This window comes from Microbulbifer maximicatervae (SeqCode) (genome assembly GCF_056232625.1).
This window is the reverse complement of record NZ_CP174324.1, coordinates 1,803,226-1,825,030: the sequence shown is the minus strand read 5'-3', so window position 1 is coordinate 1,825,030 and position 21,805 is coordinate 1,803,226. Positions and strand designations below refer to the sequence as shown.

At 44.2% G+C, this 21,805-nt stretch carries 19 protein-coding genes and 1 pseudogene; 11 read left to right on the top strand and 9 right to left on the bottom strand.

Annotated features, from left to right (window positions below):
- Window positions 1–116 precede the first annotated feature (116 nt).
- The 8 genes from ACJJI6_RS07910 (at window position 117) to ACJJI6_RS07875 (ending at window position 6,980) form a co-directional block, all read left to right on the top strand.
- Window positions 117–632: a DUF2878 domain-containing protein gene (locus ACJJI6_RS07910; RefSeq protein ID WP_475713065.1), complete on the top strand. Its 516-nt coding sequence runs from the start codon at window positions 117–119 to the stop codon at window positions 630–632.
- The gene (locus tag ACJJI6_RS07905) at window positions 625–936 is read left to right on the top strand and encodes a hypothetical protein (protein WP_475713064.1); all 312 of its coding nucleotides are present in this window, start codon (window positions 625–627) and stop codon (window positions 934–936) included. Before ACJJI6_RS07910 ends, ACJJI6_RS07905 begins: the two co-directional genes overlap by 8 nt.
- A 261-nt stretch (window positions 937–1,197) precedes the next feature.
- A complete protein-coding gene (locus ACJJI6_RS07900; protein WP_475713063.1) occupies window positions 1,198–1,626 on the top strand; it encodes a hypothetical protein in 429 nt (142 codons plus the stop codon).
- A gap of 176 nt (window positions 1,627–1,802) precedes the next feature.
- Complete coding sequence (locus tag ACJJI6_RS07895) at window positions 1,803–2,198, top strand: YMGG-like glycine zipper-containing protein (protein WP_444896834.1); 396 nt, start codon at window positions 1,803–1,805, stop codon at window positions 2,196–2,198.
- Window positions 2,199–2,482: 284 nt separating this feature from the next.
- Window positions 2,483–3,502: an NADPH-dependent aldehyde reductase Ahr gene (gene ahr, locus ACJJI6_RS07890; protein ID WP_475713062.1), complete on the top strand. Its 1,020-nt coding sequence runs from the start codon at window positions 2,483–2,485 to the stop codon at window positions 3,500–3,502.
- A 730-nt stretch (window positions 3,503–4,232) separates the two neighbouring features.
- A complete protein-coding gene (locus tag ACJJI6_RS07885) occupies window positions 4,233–5,258 on the top strand; it encodes an alpha/beta fold hydrolase (protein ID WP_475713061.1) in 1,026 nt (341 codons plus the stop codon).
- 515 nt (window positions 5,259–5,773) lie between these two features.
- Window positions 5,774–6,346, top strand: coding sequence for a sensor histidine kinase (locus tag ACJJI6_RS07880; RefSeq protein ID WP_475713060.1), 573 nt, complete (start codon window positions 5,774–5,776; stop codon window positions 6,344–6,346).
- A gap of 13 nt (window positions 6,347–6,359) precedes the next feature.
- A complete protein-coding gene (locus ACJJI6_RS07875; RefSeq protein ID WP_475713059.1) occupies window positions 6,360–6,980 on the top strand; it encodes a response regulator in 621 nt (206 codons plus the stop codon).
- A gap of 198 nt (window positions 6,981–7,178) precedes the next feature.
- Here the strand turns inward: ACJJI6_RS07875 and ACJJI6_RS07870 are convergent, their stop codons facing one another.
- From ACJJI6_RS07870 to ACJJI6_RS07845, 6 genes and pseudogenes are all read right to left on the bottom strand, one after another.
- The gene (locus ACJJI6_RS07870; protein ID WP_475713058.1) at window positions 7,179–8,792 is read right to left on the bottom strand and encodes an NHL repeat-containing protein; all 1,614 of its coding nucleotides are present in this window, start codon (window positions 8,790–8,792) and stop codon (window positions 7,179–7,181) included.
- A gap of 86 nt (window positions 8,793–8,878) precedes the next feature.
- Entirely contained in the window at window positions 8,879–9,076 is a 198-nt protein-coding gene (locus tag ACJJI6_RS07865; protein ID WP_475713057.1) for a hypothetical protein, read from the bottom strand.
- A gap of 520 nt (window positions 9,077–9,596) precedes the next feature.
- Window positions 9,597–9,889, bottom strand: a pseudogene (locus ACJJI6_RS07860) (DDE-type integrase/transposase/recombinase); the annotation flags it as partial.
- A 593-nt stretch (window positions 9,890–10,482) separates the two neighbouring features.
- Complete coding sequence (locus ACJJI6_RS07855; protein ID WP_475713056.1) at window positions 10,483–12,003, bottom strand: lytic polysaccharide monooxygenase; 1,521 nt, start codon at window positions 12,001–12,003, stop codon at window positions 10,483–10,485.
- 918 nt (window positions 12,004–12,921) lie between these two features.
- On the bottom strand, window positions 12,922–13,233 hold the full coding sequence (locus tag ACJJI6_RS07850; protein ID WP_475713055.1) for a hypothetical protein: 312 nt from the start codon (window positions 13,231–13,233) through the stop codon (window positions 12,922–12,924).
- 226 nt (window positions 13,234–13,459) lie between these two features.
- Window positions 13,460–14,041, bottom strand: coding sequence for a TetR/AcrR family transcriptional regulator (locus ACJJI6_RS07845; protein WP_475713054.1), 582 nt, complete (start codon window positions 14,039–14,041; stop codon window positions 13,460–13,462).
- A gap of 120 nt (window positions 14,042–14,161) precedes the next feature.
- Between ACJJI6_RS07845 and ACJJI6_RS07840 the strand changes: the two genes are divergently transcribed.
- From ACJJI6_RS07840 to ACJJI6_RS07830, 3 genes are all read left to right on the top strand, one after another.
- The gene (locus ACJJI6_RS07840; RefSeq protein ID WP_475713053.1) at window positions 14,162–14,911 is read left to right on the top strand and encodes an SDR family NAD(P)-dependent oxidoreductase; all 750 of its coding nucleotides are present in this window, start codon (window positions 14,162–14,164) and stop codon (window positions 14,909–14,911) included.
- A 93-nt stretch (window positions 14,912–15,004) separates the two neighbouring features.
- The gene (locus ACJJI6_RS07835) at window positions 15,005–15,952 is read left to right on the top strand and encodes an alpha/beta hydrolase family protein (RefSeq protein ID WP_475713052.1); all 948 of its coding nucleotides are present in this window, start codon (window positions 15,005–15,007) and stop codon (window positions 15,950–15,952) included.
- Window positions 15,953–17,665: 1,713 nt separating this feature from the next.
- Window positions 17,666–18,007, top strand: a complete 342-nt coding sequence (locus ACJJI6_RS07830) for a hypothetical protein (RefSeq protein WP_444896850.1) — start codon at window positions 17,666–17,668, stop codon at window positions 18,005–18,007.
- 644 nt (window positions 18,008–18,651) lie between these two features.
- On the opposite strand, the gene ACJJI6_RS07825 is transcribed toward ACJJI6_RS07830, so the two are convergent.
- The 3 genes from ACJJI6_RS07825 to csrA all read right to left on the bottom strand — a co-directional run bounded on the left by ACJJI6_RS07825 (window position 18,652) and on the right by csrA (window position 21,719).
- On the bottom strand, window positions 18,652–19,158 hold the full coding sequence (locus ACJJI6_RS07825; RefSeq protein ID WP_475713051.1) for a TlpA family protein disulfide reductase: 507 nt from the start codon (window positions 19,156–19,158) through the stop codon (window positions 18,652–18,654).
- Window positions 19,158–21,266, bottom strand: a complete 2,109-nt coding sequence (locus tag ACJJI6_RS07820) for a TonB-dependent receptor plug domain-containing protein (RefSeq protein ID WP_475713050.1) — start codon at window positions 21,264–21,266, stop codon at window positions 19,158–19,160. The genes ACJJI6_RS07825 and ACJJI6_RS07820 overlap by 1 nt, the downstream gene beginning before the upstream one ends.
- Before the next feature lie 264 nt (window positions 21,267–21,530).
- Window positions 21,531–21,719 (bottom strand): carbon storage regulator CsrA, encoded by a 189-nt coding sequence (gene csrA, locus ACJJI6_RS07815; protein WP_108732829.1) that lies wholly within the window; start codon window positions 21,717–21,719, stop codon window positions 21,531–21,533.
- Window positions 21,720–21,805: the final 86 nt, after the last annotated feature.

The window sequence follows — 21,805 nt, the reverse complement described above, 5'->3', positions numbered from 1 at the left end:
GAAGTGTTTGTCTTTCAGAATGGCTCAGGATCAATGCGTGATTTCAGGGAGTTGTTTAAACCTTTTAAGAGTTTGCAACCCAAGGATATTACGGAATCAACCAGAGGCTCTCCTGCATGTGGCGTTTTGTCGCTAATGCCTTACTTTTCGATATCGCCTGGCCACTGTGTGTCATAGTGGCCAAGGTATGGTTGGTGGTTCCCTTTACTCTGTTGAATCTATTTGTACATCTGCGCTATATCGCCAATTTGCCCAGGGAGCCTCTTTGGTTGGCAGGGGTGTTTATCTTTGGTGTGTCTATAGACTCTATCTTGTTTCATTTGGGGGTGATGCGAAATGACAGTGGCTCCTCCTGGCCTCCCTTATGGCTGATCTGCCTGTGGTTGAACTTTGCCATGACCTTACGATACAGTTTGGTCTTCTTACAGAAAAATTTATGGTTGGCGGTAATCCTGGGTGGTTTTTTTGGACCATTTAGTTACTTTACCGGTGCATTCCTAAATGGCACTGTGGAATTCCACAGGCCCCTGTGGCAATCCCTGGGAACACTAAGTGTAATTTGGGCCTGCATCCTGCCGTTGTTTGCCTATTTGGCAAGAAGGATTTGTCAAAAAGAGGTGAGCAATGCTTGAATTTATTGCGATGTCGGCTATTGCCGGAACTAACTGTCACTATGAAGGGCCTTTCCTCGTAAAAGGTTTGGCCTATGATCCGGATAATCAACAGTTGCAGTACTGCGAATATTATACTTCGCAAGATAATGGCGAAATAACTGTTTTCTACTATGCCCCCCAGGGTGATTTGATAGCAGAGAAAACCCTTCGAGAGCGAAATGGCCCTGCAGCTGGTCGCAGTGCCTTACTTAGGGAGCCTCTGAATAACTCCGTGATACCTCTGGCATGCAGAGCGGTTCACAATCAAGGCGCGGCTTCGTAGGAATGTCTAGACCTTTCAAGAAGTCGCAACGCGGAGTGTGAATCGCTCTGCAAGCCCCGAAGGGCGGGCCTTGAAGGCCACAGCTGCTGCGTTGCAGCTCTTGCAAAGGGCTACGGCCATTCGCGGCGAGCTGCGCCTAACATCTGCAGCCTTCAAGGCCCGCAGAGGCATTACGGAGTTATTCAGAGGCTCCCTAGTGCCACTCAAATAGATCGGAGGCATGGCGAAGTCCGTGAAGTCCTTTGGGGTAACGGCCAGTGGATGATGCGCTACAGAGCCAACGAGGACGAAGCCTGGAAAGTAAGTTTGCGAGAGGCACGAAGTGTTGATGTAGTTGATGCAGGCTTTGATACTTATGTGCGTGACCACTGGGACTTATTGTCTTCAGGAAAAATTCTTAAATTCAATTTTGCTTCGCCACTGCATGGTCGATCGATAAAGCTGCGCGCTAGGGCAGTATCCTGTAATCAAGCGGCAGGTGAAAATACTTGTATACGAGTAGATGTTTCCCAGCCTCTTATCCGCCTTTTTGTAGAGGACCTAAATCTCACTTACGATACAGAGAGTCGGCGATTAAAGAGTTTTAAGGGCATAGTAAATATCCTCGATCAACAAGCGAAATCTCAAGAATTAGAAGTGTTTTACCAATATTCAATTCTGCCTGTAGGAACCCAGCCTGCAGATCCATAGATAAAAGGCGCCCCCACTAATAGCTACAACACTATTTACGCCTGTTGGATTTGTTGCCCAGCGGGTCATTCATTTTTAGGCGCCGGACTGGCGCCAAGTTCTACCAGCAGCTAAACCTAAAGAAGAAAAGCGTGACAAGCTCACTATCCTGTGGCGAAAGCGATATGGGGTGTTTGATGAAGACTGCTATTTCTGCAACTGCTGGAATTATGATGTCGCTGCTTTACGGCTGTGCGAATCAGCCAGAGCAGGTTCCCGGTGCCGGTGGAATCGTTATCGATACCTGGGGCGTTAATATGAATCAGTATCAAGCGGACCTTGCAGAGTGCAAGGGAATCGCTTACTCCACGTACAGTGACCAAGGGCGCAGAACTGCTGCCGGTGCTGCGGGTGGAGCTGTAGTAGGTGGTGCGCTCGGTGCAATAGTCGGTGACAGTGGGCGTGCTGCGGTAGCCGGAGCCGGTGCCGGCGCGCTTGTTGGGGGCTTGTCAGGGGCGGGTAGTGCGAGCTCTGAGGCAACCTACATCATCAAGAATTGCCTGGTTGGTCGCGGATATCGAGTGTTGAATTGATCTTCTGCGAAAAACTGCGGTCCAATTTTTATCAGTCCTCTGCTATTCAGCAACCTCACAGGACTTGGCACTGGCCGGGGGAAGTACCCCCGGCCTTTTTTTGTTTTACAGCTTTAATTTCAATCTTTTTCTTTCTCCCGGTTAACACTTTTAATTTCTGTGCTAGATAGTAGGGCCACTAGTTTCTAGAAAATAAAATTGTAAGGATGCAATAAAGTCTACAGCTGAATGGCGTCTAAACTTTTAAGGTCATTTGTGATTTCCTTTTCTTCAAGGAGCCCGCCATGTCTACTGCATCAACTATTAATGCCTATGCAGTCTTAGAGGCCGGCGGTCCATTTAAAACCTACCAAATTGCAGCAGGAGAGCTGGGTGCAACAGAGGTTGAACTGGAAATTATGTACTGTGGCATCTGTCATAGTGACTTGAGCATGATTGAAAATGAATGGGGTATTGGACAGTACCCTATGGTTGCCGGTCACGAAGTTATCGGCCGTGTCACCGCGATGGGGGAGCAAGTAGCTCATCTTAAAAAGGGCACGGTGGTTGGGTTGGGGTGGAATTCAGGCTACTGTGAAACATGCCATACTTGCCGAATTGGTGACCTCAACTTATGTAGAGAGGCAAAGTTCACCATACTCACCAATGGAGGCTTTGCCGATAAAGCCAGGGCGGACATGAGTAGCCTGGTTGTTATCCCTGATGGTGTGGATTATGCATCAGCCGGCCCCCTTTTATGTGCGGGTATTACCGTATTCAATCCATTGGTCCAATTTGATATCAAACCCACTGACAAAGTGGCTGTGATTGGTATTGGTGGCTTGGGCCATCTTGCCTTGAAGTTTTTCAATGCCTGGGGCTGTGAAGTTACCGCGTTTACATCCAGTGAGGAAAAACGTAAAGAAGCCTTAGCTCTGGGTGCTCATAAAACACTGAACTCCCGTGATCCCGCAGAGATTCAAGCGGCGGCAATGAGCTTTGATTTTATTCTGTCGACTGTGAATGTCAGTCTTGATTGGGATCTATATATCCAGGCTCTGAAACCAAAAGGGCGCTTACACTTTGTTGGAGCTGTAACTAATCCAATACAATTTACTCTATTTCCCTTGTTATTCGGACAGCGTTCAATTTCAGCATCTCCTGTCGGCAGTCCTGGTACGATCGAAACTATGCTTGATTTTGTGGCGCATCATAAGATTAAACCTGAGATAGAGATTTTCCCAATGAGCCAGATAGAAGCGGCATTTGAGCATTTGAAATCTGGTAAGGCTAAGTATCGGATTGTTTTGTCGCAGGAAGGGTAGGGGGCTATTGTGTTCATACCATGATGTCAAAGAAAAGAGCGTCCAAAGTCCTATTGTTTTAAATCCTAAGCAAGTATCCACAAGTCTAGATAGAAATAGATACAAGTAACAATAATAATCCAAATGCTAGGGTGCAGCGTCCAAAAAGACATAGCGGTAACAAGTGCGAGTTAAAAAGGTGTCTTCCAGCCTCAAGTATTCTTTTTTTCTAATTAGCTTGTCAAAAGTGTGTGTTTTTTGATCTGGTTGATATCAAAGGATTCAGACATGAGAAGTTAGCTGTACATTTTCTCATGTTTTACTTTTAGGTGTCTTTTCTGATGCTCTATATTAAAAAGTTATCGCAGAAAAAAATAAGATCGTGAGGGGTACTAGTAAAGCAGCTTCGTGCACTATTTACTCTGTTTGGTCTTATAGATGTTAAATCTTGACTAGCAGCTATTATCTTAAAGCGATTTTAGGCAAGTTTGTGTACCTTTAGATTTCTGCTGAGCGATACTAGAAGCTATTAGCTGCAGGTAACCTTAGCCTCCCATAATGAAGGATTAACTCCAATATATGTACATTTACTGTCCAGCAGTTGTGACTAGACTGTTTAATCATCAACAAAAGATGACAAGTGTCATATAAATTTGATGACAGAAATGACTTACCCAATTTCCGCTATTACCTGATATTACATATAAATATTATTTCTGCACCGGTGTTACGGTGTTTATGGAGGCTTACATTGATCAAGAAAGTTTCTTTAATCGTTGGCGCGATAGTATTCCTTCTGGTGGTAGTCTGTACTATTTGGGTCCTTACAACGCCCCCGCTACCCAAGGATATCCAGAAACAGCTAAATCTGAGTCTTGAGAAACCACTACCTGAACTGATCTCAGGTCAGAGCGGATATGTTCGCTCAGGGAGCCTTAAAATTTGGTATCAGCTAAAAAACCCAGAGGGGATACCTGTTCGTGGCACAGTGTTACTGATAAACGGTATGGGCTCTTCTTCTTTGTATTGGCCATCTGAAGTCTATGAGCCACTCTTAGCTGCTGGCTATCAAGTACTACTCACCGATCATCGTGGCTGCGGTGCCTCGAGTTGGGTTACCAACTGGACTAAGGAGACTGCTTACGACCTTTCCGACATGATGCGCGATAACCTTGCGGTTATGGACTCCCTGGGGATTAAGCAAGTTCATGTTATGGGCGCCTCAATGGGAGGGATGATTGCGCAAGAAATGGCCCTGCAATACCCCAATCGCTTGAAAAGCCTTACTTCAATCATGTCCTCAGGTTTTCTCGAAGACCCCGAGTTACCCCAGGGAAAAACCTTCAGATACAATATGCTTCGGCTATTTCTTCGCTATGGACTCAGTGGCTCCGATGAGGGTATGGCTAAGTTGATGGTAAGTACTTATCACAGTCTTCAGGGGCAGGGAGGCTTTGATGTTGAGCATATTGCACACACTACTCTCTACGAACTACGTCATAGGCAAGGATTTGATCATAATCTGCCAGTTCAGCAATTTACAGCAATCTCTCTTTCTGGCTCGAGATTAGAGCGATTGGAGGGCTTAGAGGTCCCCACTATGGTTATCCATGGTGATAGAGATCCCCTGTTAAGTATTGCTCAAGCCAAAAAGTATGCAGCTCGCATTCCTGGTGCTAAAACGTTGTGGGTAGAAGGTATGGGCCATGCTATGGCACCTGTATATGTGAAAGAATGGATGGAGCATGAAGTACAATTTTTGGAAGCTAATAACTAATGCCGGCATATCACTATTTACAAAGGTTCTATACTTTCCCCGAGAATCTGAGAGGTGCTCTGAACTTAGTACCTTATTTTCAGATCCTTATATACTTGCCCTTTATTTTTCATACTTTTAGTGAAGTTGCTTTTGGGGTGGTAGTGATTTGCCACTTGTTTCTCTTCCCTTTGTTCTTCCTCGTATTTTGGTGTAAAGGAACCAAAGTTACTGGTATTGTCCTGGTGCTAAACCTTTTAGGTGTTATCACTTCTTTCTATTCACTTGCCGGTATCGGTTTCTTTGCCTTTGCGGCTGCAGCTTGCTCGGCGTACAGGCAACTCTATGCATCCATTATTTTACTGTTTGTTGTTACTTTTTCTTATTTGAGTACTGCCTATTTAACTGGACAATCACTATATGCTGTTTTGACGGGACTATTTTTTACAACTATCAACGGCCTGAACTTTCTATTTCAACTGAGAAAGTACTTATCTAACCTGGTTATTAAACAAAGCCAAAAGGAAATTTCCTCTATGGCGAAGACATCCGAGCGTGAACGTATTGCACAAGACTTGCACGATTCCCTCGGTCAGAGTCTCACGAGTATCACTTTAAAGGCGGAGCTTGCCGAACGGCTTCTCGAAGTTGATCCAGCAGCGGCACTGCAGCATATCCTTGATATTAAAAAAATATCCAGAACAGCGATTACCGAGGTTCGAGAAACGGTATCGAATTATAAAATCAGTACACTGGCCAATGAGCTGGCGAGTTCAAAGTTTGCGCTGGAATCAGTGAATATTACCTGTATACATCATATCGAGGCCACAGAAATACCCCTTCAGGTTGACAATACATTGGCAATGACTATTCGCGAAGCCACCACGAATATTCTACGTCACAGCCAAGCGAGTATGTGTGAAGTTTCGCTGTGGCTTGATAAGCAACTACTTTCTCTACATGTTTGTGATAATGGAAAGGCTATGGGAAAGGTATCTATGGGGCATGGCCTCAGTGGTATGAGCGATCGCTGGAGCCAGCTTGGAGGCAGTTTGAAAATAGAATTCCAGGGTGGTTGTCATATCTACGCCACAATTCCCCTCAAATAAGTAGTTGTATTAAATGATGATTAAAGTGCTTTTAGTTGAAGATCAAGCGATGGTGCGTGGTGCATTGAGAGCACTACTTGACTTGGAGAAAGATATTCGGGTCGTCGCAACTGCGAGTAATGGGCGAGAGGCCCTTGAGATTTGCGATAATTGCAGCCCGGATTTGGTAGTTAGTGATATAGAAATGCCTGGGTTGACAGGTCTTGAACTCGCAGAGCAATTACAGCGCTTTATAAATCCTCCCAAGATTGTAATGCTGACAACTTTCTCAAGGAGTGGCTATATTCGTCGAGCACTCAATGCAGGGGTAAGCGGCTACCTTCTTAAAGATGCTCCGCCGAGCCAGCTCGCAAGCTGTATTCGTCAAGTTTCAGCAGGTAAAACTGTCGTTGCTCCTGAATTAGTGCAGCAAGCACTTAATTGTGGGGACAATCCGCTCTCCACTAAAGAGCAGAAGATTCTTCAGCTCGCTTATACTGGGAAAACCACTGAGGATATTGCGCGAGAAGTTTCACTCTCCCCAGGTACCATTCGAAATTATATCCATAGCAGCTGCCAAAAATTGAATGTCAGTAATAGAGTTGAAGCGGCACGCTTGGCTCAAAACTATGGTTGGATAGAGCCTGCTGAATAAATAAAAGTCGATTGTTTCGCTAGTATAAAATGGGGGTTGGTAAGGACTTGGGTTGGTTTTTTGTGTTTTGTTTTGTTTTTTCTAGGCCGTATATTTGTTTAAACTACTCATATAAGCAGAGTTAGCTTTTAAACTATAAATTGATAAATGGCCGTACATATTCCCTGAGGGTTATACAGCCATTTGTCAAGCGATGTTTTATCGAGATTTAAAGATCAGAATTCGATGATTGCCAGAATCAGTAACAAATAAGTTATCTTTATAGCCAAAAATTCCTGTTGGTTCCTTTAAAGTTGAAGCTGTAGGTGATTCAGGTTCATCGGGATAGCTAATACCGTTTTGATTGGCATCATTTGGCTTGAAGCTTACAAAGTCAGCTTGCCCTAGCACTGTGTCTGCTGGAGCGAAATTGCTGGTTGGCCAATTATTCCAGACTAAAACTCTATTGTTCTTCGCGTCGGCAACAAAGAGTTGAATACCATTTGACCAGATGCCAGTTTCTGGGCGGTTTAGAGTCTTACTATTTACTGGCCATTCAGTACCATCCACATCGGGTAGTTCAATATTCCTTTCGCTAAATGAGGGTTGTCCGAGAACAATATCAGCAGGCGCAAAACTGCTGGTAGGGAAAGTATTCCAAAGAAGAATTCGGTTATTTCCACTGTCAATAATGGCCAACTTTTCTCCGTCACTCCAAACATCTGTTGGATCGTATAGGGTGCTTGCTGATAGTTGATATGATATACCACTTTGGTCTACATCGTTTGGATCACAGTTTTCTAACCCTGACTGACCAACAAGGAGATCCGGGGAGGCATAACTATTTTCAGGAATTTGGCTCCATATTAACACCCTGGAATTGGCTGCATCAGTAACCATTATTTTACTATCAGCAACGGTGGCTCCCCAGTTTATCCAAAGTGCCAAGCTTTTACAGGGGGAGATGTCATAATCTCCAATATTTAAAGTCAGTGTAGGCGCTGCTCCTGCTCCGGATACCACACTATCGTAAATAGAAATATGCCTTTCCCGGTATTGAGAAATTAGCAGGTGTTCTCCATCAAAACTAATGTCTGAGGGACCGAATAATTCCTGTTCCGGGTTTGATAAGGCCAGAGTGTCCAGTCCGTCCTTGCCTATTACTGCATTTGCAGGTGAGCCATTTGTAATAGGAATTGAATTAAAAACTAAGACGCGATTGGACGAAGTATCTGATATAAATAGTTTCCCCTCATCATCGATGCTGACATCACCAGATGGCTGAAAGGCAAAATTTTTAGCATTTATTCCCAAATCTGTGCTGGAGAAGTTATCTTGCCCTATAACGACCTGTGCGGGATCAAAGTTCTCAAAGTAAAGGGGAACAGTAAAGCTATTCTCATAAGTGATCAATGGAATCCCTACAAGATCGTCTATATCAATCTGAATGCTACGATCTTGAGCTGATTTCCAGCCATCTACAGGACTAATCGTTAAGGTATCATTGGGTATATTTGTTTTTGACCAATTGATTGTATAGTCATCTTCTACGAGAGTACCAGATAGGGCAAGGCTCTCGATATCCATGGTCTCAGAGAAGAGGACATTGATCGTGTCATCTTTCTCCAGGCGAGTGATATCTGGCTCGAAGCTAGTAATGGAAGGGGAGAGCGTATCAATATAGTAGGTGGCAGTTAGCGCTTCGATATCATAGCCGGAATCATCTGTGGCGTTAACTGTTAGGGAGTAGTTCGAAGAGTTGGTCCAGTCTCCCTTGGGATGCAATATAAGCGTATCTTCATCGAGTTGAGAAAGTTCACCGGCCTCTCCCATGCTCCCAGATATGACAATGTTGTCGATCAGAATAGCTTCGCTAAAATCTAAATAGATTTCCTTATCTTTGCCAATAGTACTGCCGCTTAAAGGTGTAAAGCTAACTGTGAAGCGGGAGCTGCCAGCATCGGGGTCGTCCGTTGGAGGTGTAGTGGTATCTCCATCTCCATCTCCATCTCCATCTCCAGATCCACTCCCGGAACCATTTCCTGTCCCATTTCCGGAGCCACTCCCACCTCCACTAACCGGTCCGCTTCCAGAATTACTGTTCGCTGACTTGTCACTTCCAGAACCACCTCCGCATCCAGAGAGCAGAGCAGTAACTGCAAGGCATATAATTAATTTTTGAGAATTCACTTTCATACATACTTCCCCATTAACAACAAAGGTTAACCTTCTAGCATTTAAAGTAATGTTTTCGCTAGAAAAGTGATTCTAAATTTTCTATGTGAATATTGCCTGAATAAGAAGGTTAAGACTTTTCTAAAAAATACACAGAGATACTTAAAATATTCTACCGAGAGTTCTGATTTGTGTGTAAGAAATAATAGGAATGGGTAGTCATTACCATTTTCCATCTTACCTAGAAATAAGTAGAATAGTGGTTTGGCAGAAAGTAAGGTTTATTTGGCTCTAACAGGGGTTGCTGTAAAATATATATGTAACTTTGTATTCAATGGGGAGTACTTTCGATCTTTATTTAGTTGAGCTGTAGAGGGTTTGGTAGGCAGCTCGAAGTGCAAGAGATAGCAGGTATTACCATTTGAAAGTGATAATTTTTGATCATACCCATCAACAGCGGATACCATGGATTAGCTCTACTTTAAGTGAGTGGAAAAAGGTACCCGCAAAGGCGTTATTGTAGCAATTACCCTTGGGGCTCATACTGTACTGCAGATCATACACTGTAATTAAAGGTTGATAATTCCTAGAGCAATACTGACTTCTCCTGTCAGTATGCAGGAGAATATTCGTAGGCTTCTTACATCTCCATATAGTCATTTGAAAAGCGTCATAAGTTAGCCACCCGTTTTCGACGTTACCCAACCAATAACTAGCCAACTATATAGGTCGATCACTACCGCTAGATATAACCAATCCTTTCCTGATTCGGTGCATCAGAAAACCAGCATGCCAACAGATTGAAGAGTGGTGCTAGAGGCGCTGGCGGTGAAGCAGATGCTCTCCCAGTCTGTTAGTTTTCTAAGGTGTAATGAAAGTATCAAGAATTCAGATTTGGATTAAAAATTGTGGTTTTAGGTGAAAGCTGGAAGTAATGATGGTGGTGACGGAGTGGAGTTAGCAGGGCGCTGGAGAAAGGTTGTGCCGACAGTCCTTATGCTGTGTACCCAGCGCTTATCGCGCTCTCTTTAAGCATGTCGCACAGCCTCTTCAACGCTTACGTTATCTTTATAGTGGCTTTCAAAATTTCGATTGAGATTGATCAGTATTTTGATGGAATTTCCAGCTGCTGGAGAATAGGAGAGTATTCTCAGTAAAGGCGCCGCGCTTTCTGGGATCTAAATGTCGACTACTCCAGTCCACAATCTCCAAATATTGATCCAGTTGAAAGGTAACTCTTTTCGGGTGAGCTTTTATAATGAAAGGCCTCAGGATTATTGAGGCCTTTCAGATAAGCGCTAGCAGATAATTTTCTACTAGCTACTTGTTTTGGTTGGTGACCTTTAACTTAACGCCAAACACCCCATTGGCCGGTTGTACCCGGCTCCTCGCCCCTTGTCCACCATCCGGCAGTCCATGTTTCACCATTGTGGCTAACGATATCACCTGCGGTGTAGATTTCGTTGCTATCCCAAGCTTGAATACTGGGATCTGTGGGATCTGTGGGATCTGTGGGATCTGTGGGATCTGTGGGATCTGTGGGATCTGTGGTAGTTGATGGTTCAACAGTAAATGAGTAGATCTCGTCATCAACAGCAGAGTCACCGCTTACGGTTAACTTGAAACTTAATTCATGCTGTTCATTTGTTAAGCTTGACGTGTCGATTACCAGTGCACCACTGGGCCCGGTTGCGGTTTCAACAGGGCTTCCACTTACCTGTGACCATTCCGTATTATTGATATTTCCGGCGCTTTCTCCCGATGAAAGTACCACTAAATCCCCGTGTTCTACTCTAGCTATATCAAGCGGTTTTAAAACCTTAGGTGTGATAGCAGCTATTAATTCACTACCGTTGCTTGTAATAGTGAATTGACCGGAGGCACGTGAGTCTTTGGAGTTGAAGTAGTTACCATGTAAATCACCCTGGAAGTACATGTAATGATTCATTTCTTCATGCCAGCGACCAATAAAAACATTTCCATTGTGGTTTGATTGGTACCAGCCGGTGACTTGAGAAGCTAAAAGCCTGTCCCAGTCATTCTTATTATCCTCGGTAATTGCCAGCGAAAATGATGAGTGTTCCTCACCATTTTTATTGAATACCGTATAATTGACGGTGTCCCCCACATTAACCGAATCTATACTAATGTCTTCTGGAATAAAGGTGTTGCCTTGAATCAGGTGCGGCTGTGTGGTGCCGGGATCAGGTTCGCTGGGCGGTTCAACATCGGTATTTACAATAGTGATATCACTACAGTTGTAGAAGCCTTCACCAACTGGGTCTACTCGCTGCCAACGTACAAATAAAATTGCATTACCTACCCTGTCTTCTGGAATGGTGACATTCATGCGATATTGACCATTGACGACAGGTACGTCCCCTTCCTCCTGGATAAGCTCAAGGTCATCCCATGCCAGTGGTTGTGACAGGTCTGCATCCGCTTTCGTAAGGTAAAACTCCCAAAAAGATGGATTGTGTGGCGCTGTTGCCTGGAATACGTATTCGAATGTTCCAGCATTAACTTCTACACGGGTCCAGGCATCAGTTGCTGCTCCCATCCCTTTTTTCTGCGAATCATTTGCATAGCAAAGAGTTCCATCAGGAATGGCACTTTTTACAGCGGCAGAATTATTGTAGTCAGGGATGTTAATAGAGAATTCGTTGTGCTGTTGAAAAGGGTAAGATCCAGAAATGGATTTTGCCAGGGCACAGCCTGGATTGGATGGTGTTCCAGACCAGATATTGCCTTGATCATAGCAAATTTTTTGCCTGGCTTTTGGAAATTCAGACCAGCCGTGAGCGTGTACTTGTAAGCTGAAAGGTATCAGCAACATTGTCGCAAGCGCGCTTTTTTTTCTTAAAAGCATAAGGTTACTCCTGGTTTACATTATTCTCGTCGATTTATTTAGAGCGACTGGAATATTAAGTTCAATTTCCTGGTGAATACTGTGAAATAAGTTGGTGTTTGAGAATGCCGGCCATTCTTTCCTTGTCACCAGGATCAAAAAATTCAGTTAGTAAATAATTACCCGTTAAAAATTGCTAATAAGACAGACCTTTCACGTGGACATGGGTTCCATGCCATACATGAATTAACATGTTTTAATAAAATTTACGTTTCCATTAATCAATAATTGCTTGAGTAGTGGGTCAAAAAATGAAGTCATTTTTGGTGTTTTGTGACAATGTGATGACTGTCAAAGAAAATAAAGCATGAAGGGCGGTATAAAAGCTTGAAGTTTATGTGCTAAATACAGAGGGCTCCACGGATTAATGAAAAGGAAAAATACACACTAGCCTCATTAGCTTGCCTAAATTGTATTGGAGCAGGAAGGTTTTCTGGGGGACTGAAAAATCGCATTGTTTGAAGAGGTTTGTCTCATAGCAGCATAGACTATTGCAAAGTAAATTTATTGCACTTTCGATGGTCTAGTCTCTATCTATTCTTTAAGTGAATGTTAAATTATTTGGGTGGAGCTGATAGGGGTTAGACGAGAATAGGGGGAGTGACAATGACAAACCAATAATTGAGAAGCTTCGGCCTTCAAATATGTAGCGGGCAAAAATTGAACTGTAATTATTTTTTCAATCTATTTGCTTGTTGTATCAGATAAATCGGTCAATAAGTTAATGCTGTAGGCATCAATAGATTCAGGCGCTGGAGCTGATTTATATATCCTTGTACTTATTTTTATAGATATTAGGTCTCAGGTGGAGCTTATCAGCTTTAAGCGATTATCAATTAGCTTGTATACCTTTAAGTTGTTATTGAATGCCCCGAGAAATCATGAGCCACAGGCAATCCAATATTCAGCATCATGTTCTTTTAGATTAAAAATATCTTGGACATCCAATGTCCTCCAGAACAGCTTTCCTTTTAGGAGATAGTGGTTTTTGAGTTCTACAATTTCTATATTTTTGCTTCTTGCCCAAGATCTTATCTCTCTCCTAAAATATCTGGATTTTGGCGGAAGTACCACATACGGAAGTCCTCCAAGTATTAAGAATAAAAGTAAAGGTAGACTCCCTCCCAATTCAGGGCCGAACGTATGGACTAGGCTATCCAGGCCAACTGCTACTATTAGAATCAATCTCATTTAACAATCCTAGCGGTTTCAAGCCCTATGGAGAGAGCGGCAGAAAGTGAAATATTCACTGTAGGCACATTTTTGTATCTTTCTTTAATTGCCAGATCTAAAAAGCACCTAAGTAAAAACTATTCATCTGCATCATCGAATAAATGCTCTCACCATTTTGGTTTGGTTACTTCAGTCATTTTCTGACTGCTATTAATCCTTAAAGCCGTTTTGATAAAAGAGTTTTTCACTCTTTAAATCGCAGTCCATCGGCTAAAAGTGCAACCATACGTCCTACTTGCTCAGATGAGTCTACAGATGAGGACATCCCCAATCTCGCAATTCCTCCAAGTAGTTCATCTGCAGTTATATCTGAACGAACATCTCCCGATTCTATTGCTGCACCTAACACCATAGCGAGGGCAGGCCTTAAGTGCTGGTCAAAATAGCTTGGAAGGGTTTCAAAGGCTGGATCGCCTGAGTGCAATACTTCGGATAGTCCTCGCTTAGTGGCAAAAAAGGTCGCAAATATTTGCATACAGCTGGCCAGGGCTTCAAAGGGGGGGAGGTGTTTAGCTTGTTCTATCACTTCCTCAGAGCAGCTATCGATCTCCCTGCGGAAAACTGCCGCGATCAGGTCTGCCCGCTTCGGGTAGTGCCGATAAAGAGTGCCTACACCGACACCGGCCTTACCTGCAATCTCCCGCACTGGGGCATCTACGCCGGAGGTGGCGAATACTTCCTTGGCTGCCTGGAGCAGGGCGTCATGGTTGCGCTTGCCGTCGGCTCGCTTACGTTGGCTCGAATTAGTGTCATCAGGTTTTGGCATATCTACCCCTTGCTAAACGGAACATTGTTCCGTATATTTAATCGGAACGTTGTTCCGATTTTGCCATAGCCATGTGCTGTAGCCAATGGCTCATGAGCTGTATCTACGTGGAGACTGACGATGCACGGTAGACCAATTGCATTGATAACTGGTGCTAATAGGGGAATAGGATTACAAGTCGCGAGGGACCTGAGTGCTAGAGGCGTTTCTGTCTTAGTTGGGGCTCGTGATTTGAAGCTGGGGCAAAAAGCCGCTGATTCCATAGGCGAAAGCGCTTGGCCTATTCAGCTAGATGTTACTGATGAGAGCAGTATCCGAGTTGCAGCTAACACTATAAGAAAAGACTTTGGCCGTCTCGATATATTGGTTAATAACGCGGCGATTAGCCATGCAGGGGAGTCTGGAGTAACTCTGGCGGAAATCGGCAAAAAGACTCAGGTTAGCGCTGTAACTTTGGCTGAATTACGTGAGATATTTGAAACTAATGTTTTCGGGGTTGTAGCGGTTACACAGGCAATGCTACCTCTTCTAAAACTCTCTCCTTCTGCCAAAGTGGTTAATGTTTCTAGCGGTGCTGGCTCGTTGATGAGCCATTCAAATCCTAACAATCCGACACGAAAAATGTTTGGTGCCTACTCCATGTCAAAAACTGCGCTAAATGCTGTGACTATGGCTTTCTCAATTGATCTTGAAAAGTCAAACATAAAGGTAAATGCCGTATGTCCTGGATTTACTTGCACTGGCTTAAATAATTACAAAGGTGAGCAGACTGTAGCGGAGGGCGCGAGGGAAATTGTGCGTGTCGCACTTCTGGGCCGAGAAGGGGATTCTGGTGCTTTTACTTGCTTTAATGGTTCTATGCCATGGTAATTCGGTGCTGATTGTAAATACCAGTGGCCACTTTACTGAGTTCTATAAACCTCATCGATCAAGTGGGAAATTAAAGTTGAAGGAGAACAATTTATGACAACATCAGATCACACATCAGTAAAAAAGCAAGGCCCTTTTGTTATACACCATGCTGTATTACTGCCTGACTCTGTCAGGGGACAAGAGCTAAAGGTTCGTGTAATCGCACCGGTGAATGGTGAAAACTTACCAATCGTTATCTTCGCCCATGGATACAAATCACCACCTTATGGATACGCTCCAATAACTGAATTTCTCGCCTCTTTGGGTTTTGTAGTTCTGCAACCAGTTTTCCTGGATTCTGAGGTGCCAGATGATGACCCTAGAGTGCCTGAAATCTGGCAGTATCGAGTATCTGACATGAAGAGAGTTCTGGATGAGTTGGACAGTATCGAGAAAGCTGTTTCCATGTTGCGCGGCCGTCTAGATAAAGAAAAGGTAGTTGCTATTGGGCATTCCTATGGAGCACAAACTGTAGGTATGTTACTGGGGGCTCGGGTATTAAATGAAGACAATATCCCAGGCCCTGATTTATCAGATAAGCGGGTGAGAGCGGGTGTTTTACTTTGTGCAACTGGAACGGGCGGAGAGAACCTATCCCCTTTTGCGGCCAAATTCTTCCCATTTATGAATCCAAGTTTTACGGAAATGACTGCACCATGCTTAGTTGTTGCAGCGGATCAGGATGATTCTCCATTAAGTACCCGTGGACCTGATTGGTTTACAGATGCTTTTACTTTGGGAACTGGTGCTGAGTGCTTGCTGACCCTTGTGGGGGCAAAGCATTTACTGGGTGGAATTAATGGGTATGGCGTTATAAATGAAGAAGAAAATAACCCTGCTCATGTATCAATTGTGCAGGCCGCAATTTCTGCTTACTTAAGTAAGCAGTTCTATGAGAAAAACTACGATTGGGAGGCGTTTCTAAGCACGCTAAAAAGCCAAGATCCATCTATTGGTTTTGTTGAAGAAAAGTTAGCCAACACTTTTATGGCTTTATAGTCTGGAAATTTGTTAATTCGTTTCATTCAATTAATTAATTTTTCTGGGCAGAAAGTGAAGCACCACTTTGCATTTAATCACTTCTACTTTTAGTGAATAATCTGCTAGTGTGATGAGTATACTTATCCAGGCTTTAATTGCATTGTAGTGAATACTATATCGAGTCTCTATATCGATAGAATATCTGCTTCACACCCAGGAAAAGATATAACGATTGTAAGGCGTATTATTTAGAAAACCAGGACTATAAATGGCAGGAATATTGACTGTGTGTAATTTATACAATTTTACGGGGTTTGATTCTTTATTCTATTCTGTGTCAATATTTCTGACATGTATCGTTGTGGCTTTGTTGGGTGCTCTACATTGGTAATACAGTTTGGAATTTTAAGGAAAGGGTTATGTTGTGAACAATGCTATTTATTGTAGCTCTATATTACCCAGGACTTAATCTATGAGAGTTACGATACTGGTTGTGTTGTTGCTAGTAAGTGTTGCTTATCTGAGCAGGCCGGAGAAAGCGAGCGAGTTACTTGCTGAGTACTGTGAAGATTCTCATCCAGATAAATCATTAGCCTATTGCAGACAGCAAATAACAACGCCTCAAGTTAGATGTGATGTACTGAAGGGCACTTTAGAAAAAGATGGTACTTGTGTTAGGTGGGGACCGCCAAAAGGAAGTAGGCGCGGACTTGACAATGATATCAACTTGTAAACTTTCGCTGACTTAGTGAGCCTAAAATAATCCTTAGATCTTCTTGCCAAAGCTCTAAATTAGGGTAAATGGCTAAGTGAGCTGATATTCAAAGTCTTGGCTGGCTATGTCTTTAATCTATAAGTACCTCAGGATAAGCAGGATTCCTATCTCAACAAAAATCGTAGTACTCAGCTCTCTAATTTATGAGGCTATTCCAGGAGCATTTTCACACTCGAAGTCAAAGTTCTCCTTCAGTGAAGATATGGAACTTTAGATTAAATATACAATAGGTGTTTGATCCAATGGTTAGTTCGAGCAAATTTTATCGATCGATTAGTATTTTATATAGGATAATATACGCTATTCTATTTGGGTGGCGGTTAAATTTTAAACAGTTACCACCTAGACAAGAATTACTACTTGGTGTATGTGAGAAATGACGTTGTTAGCGTTTAAAACTTGTGCTTTCTGGTATTTGAAAGGGTGGACGTAGCATATCTCTATAGCTTCCTTGAAGTTTTATGAATTACTCTCTTTCATCAAATGATGGGAGCCGAAGGGAATGGGCAATAACACACGGTACTTAGGGGGGATTCAGGAGAGTGATACCGGTATAGAAATGACATTTAGGGAAGTGTTGTGGCTTATGATTAAGTACGAGCGTGCTGTTTTTCGTCGTGATTGATTTAATAAAAAAGTAGGTAATTTAAACATGAAACTACCCTCTCCATGTTGCAAATAAAATTATATGACTAAAAAGGGATTTAGTAGCGGTCTTAACTGTATAGATAGTAAAAGTTGGGCTAGAGGCTGATGTTAGCTTTATTTGTCCTCTTTTAATTGTTCAGTTTAAGTAGTAAATAAGCCCCAATTCCCCTGTTGTAGTTGTGTACTTTTTAAAGAATATTTGTAAAAATCGATAGTACTTAATAAGTTGATGGCTGGCAGCCATCTTACAATGGTTGCTATTCAACACGATGTCCGTGTATAACAAATTGCTAAATTTTGGTACAGATATGTTTAAGAAGGATTTTTTCATTGGTTTCTTAGTCTCTATCCTTGGAGTGGGCTATTCAGCTTCAACTCTCGCTGATATGTCAGGTGAAAAAGAGATTATAAGGATGGGCTGCCACCTTAATGATTCAACTTGTTATGTAACAATTGATGAGGTGGTAGGGCCGGAAGAATGTTCAAAGAATTCTGTTCGTTGGAGTAGTGATGCAGTAAATGGGCAAGAGACTTTAGCTCAGTTGATGGCTGCTTTTCATGCAAAAAAGAAGGTTAATTTTTACTTGGCTGATACGTGCCACTCAGGAGGGTACCCAACATTTGGTTACTTTTATGTTTCCGGCAATTAATCCCATTTGACACTTCACCCCCTGGATATTTTCACTTGACCCTTTCAGGGGGCTGATCAATTCACCCTGTCAGTGTAAATAGCTAATTCAGGTAATGCGGGGTTGAGGTAATCACTAGTCTGTACAGGCAGATTCAATAGTAACCTGTTTCTAACATTGTGAGCCTTTCTAGAGTATGCTGTTTTTTGTGTCGGCATAAAGAGCCATTTTATTCATTTCATATCTTTTTTCCATTTGTCTTAACATCTTACTCGACGGTTTCTTTGGCTTTGGGTGTTTGCTCCGTCTTCGTGCTGAGGCTGGACTTGACTACTGAAGTAGCCATCAAAAACTGCTACTTGATCTGGTATTGGTTTTCTTAAGTAGGAAAAATTATGCGTGATTGTATAGGCTTCGTAGAAGGATCTGTTGGGAAGGCTTATTAGTGGGGGCTCGTGTTTTGATGTAGAAGAGGTGCTCCTCTTGCTTTCAGTTAATAAGCATGATCGTACTAATATTTAGTTGTGGTTTCTTTGGGGGGAAGTTCGGAGGTGATAAGTACTAGTTTTTGATGTCAATAATTAGGGGGCGATAGATGTGTCTATCAAGCTTGGCTGGTCGCTCCAATCACGGGGTTTTTCAAGTCTATAATTCATCTTTCTTGCTTAACCAGGTTGAAACGTAAAGCTACTTTCACATTTGAAGTCAAAGCTCCTCTCCAAAATCGGTTGTAGTTTCTTATCCGGAATATACCCCCTTAGCCAGCTGAGCGGCTCTCCGCTGGAGGCTATAAGGAAGCTAAATGGAGTGCCGGGAGTTTCGCCCAGTACTTGTTGAAGCTGTGTGCTTGCTTGAAGCATGGGGAATTCCGGGCGTAGCTTTCGATATTCAGCCAGTAGGGCTTTTCGGGAGCCATTGATACCCAGAGCGATGGGCTGAAACTGTTGGGAGCACTCGCTAGCAAGCCGGTTGAGTGTTCGAACCTGGCGAAAGCACCAGGGGCAGTTCGGTTCAACCAGTACTATCAAGCTGGGTTTCCCTTTGAATTGCTGCAGGTTGATACGCTCGGGGCCGGCGAGGCTGCGCAGTTCAAAATCGTAAAGGGAAATGGCAGCTTCTGTCGCGCCAGCAGGCGCGAACAGAAGTGTGATTAGTGCGAGCCAGGTTCGCATTACAGGCTCCAGTCGAAGCCCAGGTAATACTCACGCCCTCGTAGCGGGCCGTAGATATAGGCTACGTCGTAGGCACCACTGGCATCCCAGAATAGAGGGCTCTCACCTTCCTCAACCTGGGTGTAATCTGTCAGGTTGTTTCCGCCCAGATACAGGCTCAGGTTTTCAGTGACGTCAAAGGTTAATTTAAGATCTACTGTCCAATAGGCGTCTGCGCTTGTGCTTTTTAACGTGGAGTCGCCCAACTGGTTGAAACCTTCGTAGCCAAATTCATCCAGGTCCCGGGAGCCTACCCAAGTAGCGCTGGCATATAGCATCCAGTAGTCGGCTTTGTAATCCAGATTAAATAGTGCACGCTGCTCTACTGGAGCAATGGCAAAAGATTCCCGGAAAACATCGTCGTAATCATAGGTCTCCAGTGTGCCACCGATAGTCAAATTTTCGGTGAGCGCATAGCCGAGAGTGATATCGGCAGCACCTACGGAGGCGCTTTCCTGCATCTGGGTAAGCAGTGGTACTCCATCCTCGGTTTCGCTCAGTGCTGCGAGGTTATCTACTTCGGTAAATGCCAGTGACAGGGTGCTGTTGAGGCGTTCTCCCTCGAAGCTCAATGCATAAGTTGCGGATAGAGATTTTTCAAGGTTTTCAATCTCGATGGCAAAGCCATCACCGGCATCAAGAATGCCGTGATCTGTTTCGAAAAAAGATAGGGGGGCTCGGTAACCTCGTCCCAGCGCTACCCGGGAGGTCCACTGGTCGTCGTGCAGATAGCGGAGGTCTATACGCGGGGCGACCACCGTTTCATCGATCTCTGTACCGGGTTTTTGCTCGGCGACAAAGTCGGCTTTGGCATTGTCTACGCGTATGGCCAGTGCCACTTCGAGGTCCGGTGAAACGGTCCAGGTGTCCTGTATGTAGAGGCCGGTAGTTTGGTAGTCGAAACTATCTTCGATGTAATTATCGCTTTCCTCTCCTGCGACAGAGTCGGAGCGCATGGATTCATCGCGAAGATCGACACCAAATGTGAGCATGTGCTGATCGTTAAGGATCAAATTGTTGCGCAGGTCGAAGTAGTTGAGTGTGTCTGTAGCGGTGTAATCGAAGCCTTCGTAGAAGGAGTCCTGCTTGTGCTCAGACCAGGCGACAGTAAACAGCGTGTTATAGGATTCGCTGAATTCGTGGAGCCAGCTTGAGGAAATTTCACTGCGAGTAGTGGAAATCCATTCGGTGGTTTCCCAGGGTTTGCCAATGTATTGCTGCCGCACATCGTCGTCGACAAACAAGTGGTCAGATTCCACACCATCGTAGCCTTGTAGGACTGAACCAATGCTGTATCCCTGAGGGCCGCCAAAAATACTGGAGTCAGTATAGGCTGTGCGCAGTACCACGTTGTCCCGCTCACCCAGGTCATGGGAGAGGCGAACTACATAGCTGGCGTTCTCTTGCAGCGGTGCTTCGCTCACTCCGTTGTCATCATTGTCCATCTGGTGGTGTTTATCGTCCTGAATGACCAGCGATGTACGGGTGCGTTCATCATCGCTTACATAGCCGCCCATCATGCCTAGAAAATAGCTGTCGTTGTCCTCCATAGAGGCATTGATGTTGAGGCCGGTTTCCTCGACTTCTTTGGAGATGACATTGATGGTTCCGCCGATTGCTTCGGGTGCGAGCAGCGATGCTCCCGCACCTCGGGCCACTTCGATACGAGAGACACCTGTTGTGGCCAGTGCATCCACTGCGTAATAGCCAGCCATCATGGTGTGAAGAGGAACGCCGTCGGTGAGGATGGTAGAGTGCTCACCGCGCATACCGTTCAGCATTATTCGTTTGACCCCGCACATGGAGCACTCATTGGAAACCCGAACACCGGGGGACTTTTCAATGGCGTCAGTGAGGTTAACCGCCTGCAGGGATTTGATCAGACTTTCATCAACAACCTCAGTTTTCTGGATTGCATCCAGCAAGGCTCCGCGCTCATAAAGGCGCTGGCGTACACCGACTACTACGGTTTCCTCCATTACGGTGGGCTGATCTGAAGGAGTTTCATTGGCGAGGGAGGCGGGTACTGCGGCTGCGAGTGCGGTAGCTAGCAGGGTTTTGCGAAACATGAGAGGACTTCCAGCAAGTAAACTGCCGGACATGATAATGATTCGCATTTGCGTGGCAAGTGAGCAAAGGTGGTAGTTTTCGTGGCTTTGGATTTAGCGGGCCAGGATGTAAGGGCGCTAACTTAGGGGGGGGCACTCAAGGAGCCTATGGATTTCTTTTGGGTTGGCTTAGTGAGTTGCTCTTTGTGAAAGAGTTGGAAAGCCTTGGCCGATAGAGCGAGGTTGAGGCCCGATGTGGGCCCTCATTTAAGGGGAAGTTGATTCTCAGCGTTTTCTGTTGCTGAGTTTCTGCTCCCTTTGAATACGTCTATAAATTTCTTCGCGGTGAACTGCTAGGGATTTGGGGGCATGGATCCCGATCTTTACCTGGTTGCCCTTAACCTCCAGTACTTTGAGTGAGATGTCTGTTCCAATTCTTAGGTTTTCACCAGTCCGACGCTTCAAGATCAACATATTTTTTCCTACTGAATTTCAAGCTATTTTTTTGGCTCCGAAACCGGAAGGCTTAGAAAGTCGTGATTGCAGGAAGGGCAGGGGGG

Coding starts and splice junctions, on each gene's coding strand:
- ACJJI6_RS07850 (WP_475713055.1), bottom strand. CDS start 13,233: ATGAGATTGATTCTAATAGTAGCAGTTGGCCTGGATAGCCTAGTCCAT.
- ACJJI6_RS07875 (WP_475713059.1), top strand. CDS start 6,360: ATGATGATTAAAGTGCTTTTAGTTGAAGATCAAGCGATGGTGCGTGGT.
- ACJJI6_RS07900 (WP_475713063.1), top strand. CDS start 1,198: ATGATGCGCTACAGAGCCAACGAGGACGAAGCCTGGAAAGTAAGTTTG.
- ACJJI6_RS07820 (WP_475713050.1), bottom strand. CDS start 21,266: ATGTTTCGCAAAACCCTGCTAGCTACCGCACTCGCAGCCGCAGTACCC.
- ACJJI6_RS07835 (WP_475713052.1), top strand. CDS start 15,005: ATGACAACATCAGATCACACATCAGTAAAAAAGCAAGGCCCTTTTGTT.
- ACJJI6_RS07880 (WP_475713060.1), top strand. CDS start 5,774: ATGGCGAAGACATCCGAGCGTGAACGTATTGCACAAGACTTGCACGAT.
- ACJJI6_RS07870 (WP_475713058.1), bottom strand. CDS start 8,792: ATGGGAGAGGCCGGTGAACTTTCTCAACTCGATGAAGATACGCTTATA.
- ahr (WP_475713062.1), top strand. CDS start 2,483: ATGTCTACTGCATCAACTATTAATGCCTATGCAGTCTTAGAGGCCGGC.
- ACJJI6_RS07830 (WP_444896850.1), top strand. CDS start 17,666: ATGTTTAAGAAGGATTTTTTCATTGGTTTCTTAGTCTCTATCCTTGGA.
- ACJJI6_RS07910 (WP_475713065.1), top strand. CDS start 117: ATGTGGCGTTTTGTCGCTAATGCCTTACTTTTCGATATCGCCTGGCCA.
- ACJJI6_RS07825 (WP_475713051.1), bottom strand. CDS start 19,158: ATGCGAACCTGGCTCGCACTAATCACACTTCTGTTCGCGCCTGCTGGC.
- ACJJI6_RS07905 (WP_475713064.1), top strand. CDS start 625: ATGCTTGAATTTATTGCGATGTCGGCTATTGCCGGAACTAACTGTCAC.
- csrA (WP_108732829.1), bottom strand. CDS start 21,719: ATGTTGATCTTGAAGCGTCGGACTGGTGAAAACCTAAGAATTGGAACA.
- ACJJI6_RS07840 (WP_475713053.1), top strand. CDS start 14,162: ATGCACGGTAGACCAATTGCATTGATAACTGGTGCTAATAGGGGAATA.
- ACJJI6_RS07845 (WP_475713054.1), bottom strand. CDS start 14,041: ATGCCAAAACCTGATGACACTAATTCGAGCCAACGTAAGCGAGCCGAC.
- ACJJI6_RS07855 (WP_475713056.1), bottom strand. CDS start 12,003: ATGCTTTTAAGAAAAAAAAGCGCGCTTGCGACAATGTTGCTGATACCT.
- ACJJI6_RS07895 (WP_444896834.1), top strand. CDS start 1,803: ATGAAGACTGCTATTTCTGCAACTGCTGGAATTATGATGTCGCTGCTT.